The sequence below is a fragment of the Microcystis sp. M165S2 genome, from assembly GCF_020245885.1.
Lineage (GTDB): Bacteria > Cyanobacteriota > Cyanobacteriia > Cyanobacteriales > Microcystaceae > Microcystis.
Genome location: NZ_JADBTZ010000142.1, coordinates 1 through 4,947 on the forward strand (window position 1 = coordinate 1; position 4,947 = coordinate 4,947).

Below are 4,947 nucleotides of genomic sequence, written 5' to 3' on the forward strand. Positions count from 1 at the left end.
GTCAGTCTGTAGAGCGACCATAAGACCAGAACAGAGTAAATCTGTTAAGGCAGGTGCGAAACCCCGCAAGGGAAAGAAGCAGAAACCTAAATCGTGAGGTTTGGGAATCACCGTCCGTTTACGGCGGTGAGGATGTCAACAACCCGATAAGTTAAAAAAAGGATGGACTGAATCTACCCCTTCTCTATTCAAGTTTTTCAGGGCTTGGGTACACACTCAGATGTACCCGTGGTATCGATGCGTTCCTCACACCAATTGGCAATCTTACCGAGTTGGGGAAATATGGGTTTCAGGTTTTGGATTAATTCAGTCCATTCTACCCCTTTGGTCTGGGTCACAGCCACAGCAACGCTACTTGAGGGACAGCCTGAAATTTGGCCCCAATTTTTACCCCAGGCAGCGCCGACGAAAGCACCGGTATCGGTTTTACCGAGGGAATAGTCAGGAGCAAAGATAAACGCTTGTAGTGTTTGGTTTCCTCTCAGACAAATGGAACCTGATCCATTGGCATAAATTTGTAGATTGCCCGGTTTACAGTCAGTCGTAGTACCACAATTGTGTTCGATCGCACCGTTAATATTACCTCTAACATAAAAAACTACCCGTTTCCCCGGAGTAATGGTAATCTTATCGCTATCACTCAAGTTGATATTATTAACGATATACTCGTACACATCTACGTCTTTACCGTTAATCGTGCGGGGAGTGAATTTGTCTCCTGTTCTGGGAAAAGTTTGAGAAGTGGTAAGTGCCAGATCTTTCTGAACAGGGGGAAGGTTGGTGGGAATCGGCGGTAAATTGGGGAAAAACACACCGACAAATTGTGCTGTGTAGGGGGGACTGGGTGTGTCGGTGGTGGGCTGTTTAATCTTATCTTGTTTATTCTTACATTCTGGCCTCGCCACTTCCTCCACTACATCCCCTTCAAATGTAGCACCACCGTCCGCCGTTCCGTCACTTATCCATAAAGCTGGGACCGTGGTGCGGTTAAATGCGAGGGGACGGAAATCAAGAATAGGGATAGTTACCACCACGCGGTTACGGGAGGCGGCATTGTCGTCAATATCTCTATTGATAGCAGTGTTAGTTAGGTCTGTTGCGGCACTGGTGCGGGAAAGTCCTTCGAGGGTGAGAACTCCCCTGCCAGTCCCAATACTATAATCGTATCCAACCACGCGATAATAACGATTATTACCGAGCTCAAACCATGTATTTGCGCTCAAACCTCTTAATTCATTGATTTTTGCCGTCAAGGTAGCAGCATCGTTGGGATTACTACAGGAGGGGGCGGCGGCGACTAATTTTTTCAAATGTCTTTGTAAATCGGTACTGGGATCAGTAACCACTTCGGCCTTCTCCCAACAATTGTCACCAGTGTCACCAGAAGTACATTTACTATCAACCCTCGCCATAACTCGAACACTATTGAGTAGATCCTGCACGCGAGCCAGCCCCACTTCGGAACTTCTTAAACTATCAGCCCGGGCTCTTTGGGCAATTACTTTCGATTGGTCTCCTTGGGCGCGCATCATCATAGTCATTCCTGTCACCATCAGGATAAGTCCAATTAATATGGCAAGAGGCAAGGCAAACCCTTTTTCCTTATTAGCCATCAGGTGAAGATATAAACGATTGTTCATAAGCCAGTCCATCTAAGAATGGTTACTCTTACTATAATACTGTCAAGTTTTGGTCAAGTGACAACTGTGATAATACAAGAATAGCACTGTGAGTAAAATCACAGACAAAAGCCAGTTGATACGATAAGCAGCCAGTAATTTTTCGATAAGTATTTTCGACTTTTGACTGAACTAAGGGGCTGTTTTTCGATTCAGAATTGCCCGACAAATCAAGCCTATCCCCCGAAAAAAGCTGATAATTAACAACCAAAGGGATTGTAATTCTCCTGCCGTATTTTTCAGCGGCCAGCGCTGGGGACGACAGAATAGAAAAGTAATTAGTTTTCTCTGGTCTGATAGGGTAAGTTGCTGGAATTTAAGGGTTGCTTGCCAGATTTTTCCTCGTTTTTCTAGATTGACTAGATGAGCCGATAGGCGCAAATCTTCGCCTAAAATATCTAGGAGTAATTTTTCTGAGTAGATGGGTTCCCTCAGGTGAATTTCTGCCCCTATTTCCGAAAGTTTTTTCAGATTGCCCTGTATGATTATATCCGATTCTATTATCAATTTAACAGGATATTCCAGCAATTGGTATTGAGTTTCTAGGGTGAGGGGAGCTTCCAATAAAGCCACTAAAGCAGTCATGATAATAACCACGTTATATATAGCCAAAATCAAGCCAAAATTTAGGGGACTTTCTTGATAATTGTGATGGCGTAAATTAAAGAAAATACTAATTAAGGTAATAGTGAGAAAAAACAGCAATGGGTAGGATAAACGCCAATTATATTGATAATTTTGACGAGCAATTCCCTTTGGTGTCACCTGAAATCCTTTGTCAAAGGGTTTCCAAAGAACATGGAGAACTGTTAGGGCTGTAGGTACACAAATAATCATCGATAGTACCTCAGAAAAAATAATGGAGCGCGAGCGAGAATTTAACCAGTGATAAGTGGCTAACTGCATCATCATGTAGGGTAAAAAGATATAGATTGTCTCATCGATGGTAATGTTCAAAGGTACTATATATCCAAAGGTATAAAGGAGAGGAATAAGCAGAGAAAATAAACGAGCTAAGGGAGAAAACCAAGATAATATTCCTTCCAGATGAGCTAATCTTTGGGGTAGAGTTAATCCCGCAATTTTTAGGGGATTAGCTTTGATAAAAAAGGCCTGTAAAGTTCCTCTGGCCCAGCGCAATCTTTGCCGTAAATAAGCGGATAAACTTTCGGCAGATAAACCAGCGCTGAGTTTTTCATTTAAGTAAATAACTTCATAACCTTTCGCAGAGATAGCAATCCCAGTAAAATAGTCTTCACTAATAGATTCTGTATTAAAGTATTCCACTTCCTCTAATGCTTTTCTTCTCGCAATAAAAGAAGTGCCAGCACAGACAGGACTACCCACCCCATCTTTAGCTGGTTGGATATGACGATAAAATAATTCTTCGTCGGGAGTAACGATATTTTCTAAACCTAAGTTATGGGCAATAGGATCGGCATTATAAAAGCTTTGGGGAGTTTGCACTAAGGCAATTTTCGGGTTTTGAAACCAGCCAACAGTTCTTTCTAGAAAGTTACTACAAGGGATAAAATCTGCATCAAAAACCACCACTAATTCCCCTTGAGTTTGTCCGAGAGCATGGTTTAAATTACCTGCTTTAGCATTTTTTCTATCCTCACGAGTCAGATAATGACAATTTAATTTTTCTGCCAATTGATGAATTTCTGATCTCTGGGTATCATCGAGAATATAAATATTTTTATGAGGATAATTAAGGGCTTGACAACCGATAATAGTTCTTGTTAAAATGAAGGCTGGCTCATTATAGGTGGGAATCAGGATATCTACCGTGGGCAAATACTGTTGATTGATCACCGCTTGGCTATAAAAATCAGCTTCTTTGCTTCTATCTTTTGTGGTTAAGACTAAAACTAACTGAATCATGCTACTACTTAAAACTATCATCTCAATGCCTAGAAGTAGTAAACTAAAAAAGCCATTGAGAGGGGTGGAAAGATTTAAGGTGGCCAGAATTCTCCAAACTAGATAGCGCAGGGTGATAGCTAGAGTGATAGAAATAATGACTAATCTTGACCAAACTTGCGGACGCGGAGACAAGAAAATGATTAACTGCGTAAAAATTAGCAGGATAACCGTGGGTAATAATAATTGATAGCTATGAGCAACCGTGGGAACTTTGATCCAAGCAAAGGGGTTAAAAAAATCTTCTACTAAGCCAAGGAGTAATCGATAAATATTGTGTTCTGGCCAACATAATGATAAACTGACGATCATTAGCCCGCCGATCACTGCTAACATAATGAAAATGACTGATATTATCGCTAAAATCGACTTGAATACGGAGGAATACACTGGTTTTTGAGGGAACGTAAAAATCGATTCTTCGTTAGACATAAATCCCCTTCTGAGCAAATAAATCTAACTACATTTTACAATTATTAACAAAAACCTGGGCATTGGGCAGCTTTCTCATACTTGGGAATGATACTAAATCGTTTTATGGGAAACCCTTGGAACGCATTTGCGGAGGTTCTACCTTGTAACGAGACAAATCGAACTTTAAAAACCCAGTTATGGATTGTTGCTCCCTACACCCTACCCCCCACACCCTGTCTCACTTTCAATCTGCTTGTCACCCCGTCAGGAACATAGTATACTTTGGTTAACCGTGAGGAAAAATTAATCTATGATAGCCGTCAAAATCGCCGTTGTTAGCGCTCTCGTTTTAGTTGTGGTCAAATTCGTCGCTTCTGTTCTAGGCAAAGGCAATATACCCCTACTTAATCAGGCTGTCACTATGATTTTAAGCCTTTTTATCGGTTTTGAGTTGATTCAACTAGGACAAGCAGTGATTGAAAAGATTAATTAAGGGTAATCGGCTCTCTTGGATGGTGTGTGATCAACAGGATTGATCGTCGAGATTGCCAGTATAGACTAGATGCTGCCGTCAACCTTTGGTCAAGCTGTTGCGATACAATCCAGCAAAGACAAGAGAGCCTGTAACCCAAAATTTTGGGTTAAAGCCCCGTCCTTTTAGGACGGCTTTATGTTAAAATAAAATTGGTTTGAATCCCCTGAGTGGGCGGTAGTGAATGGCTCGATTGAGTTGAACCCTTGAACTCGAAAGTCTGCATAAGAGACAAAAAGGGAGGGTAGCGAAAATCTCGTCAAACATAGCGCAGGGGTTCCGATAAACAACGGTGAATGAAAAACCAGTAAAAATCTTTGTCGTCAGACAGATAGGGTAGGGCATACCCAAATCTTGGTTGAAAGACCAAAACGCTTGGAGAGTGAACCATAAAAA

General features: G+C 41.5%; 3 protein-coding genes. 1 reads left to right on the top strand and 2 read right to left on the bottom strand.

Annotated elements, in window-relative coordinates; all coding sequences use genetic code 11:
- Positions 1-197: 197 nt before the first annotated feature.
- Both IM479_RS07545 and IM479_RS07550 read right to left on the bottom strand, forming a co-directional pair.
- Complete coding sequence (locus tag IM479_RS07545) at positions 198-1,640, bottom strand: DUF7305 domain-containing protein (RefSeq protein WP_287684891.1); 1,443 nt, start codon at positions 1,638-1,640, stop codon at positions 198-200.
- A gap of 171 nt (positions 1,641-1,811) precedes the next feature.
- Complete coding sequence (locus tag IM479_RS07550; RefSeq protein ID WP_287684890.1) at positions 1,812-4,037, bottom strand: glycosyltransferase family 2 protein; 2,226 nt, start codon at positions 4,035-4,037, stop codon at positions 1,812-1,814.
- Between the two features lie 292 nt (positions 4,038-4,329).
- Here IM479_RS07550 and IM479_RS07555 point away from each other — a divergent pair, with 292 nt between their 5' ends.
- Entirely contained in the window at positions 4,330-4,512 is a 183-nt protein-coding gene (locus IM479_RS07555; RefSeq protein WP_286824522.1) for a hypothetical protein, read from the top strand.
- Positions 4,513-4,947: the final 435 nt, after the last annotated feature.

Excerpts from the sequence above, each read along its gene's own strand:
- IM479_RS07550 (WP_287684890.1), bottom strand. The coding sequence starts at position 4,037 with ATGTCTAACGAAGAATCGATTTTTACGTTCCCTCAAAAACCAGTGTAT.
- IM479_RS07545 (WP_287684891.1), bottom strand. The coding sequence starts at position 1,640 with ATGAACAATCGTTTATATCTTCACCTGATGGCTAATAAGGAAAAAGGG.
- IM479_RS07555 (WP_286824522.1), top strand. The coding sequence starts at position 4,330 with ATGATAGCCGTCAAAATCGCCGTTGTTAGCGCTCTCGTTTTAGTTGTG.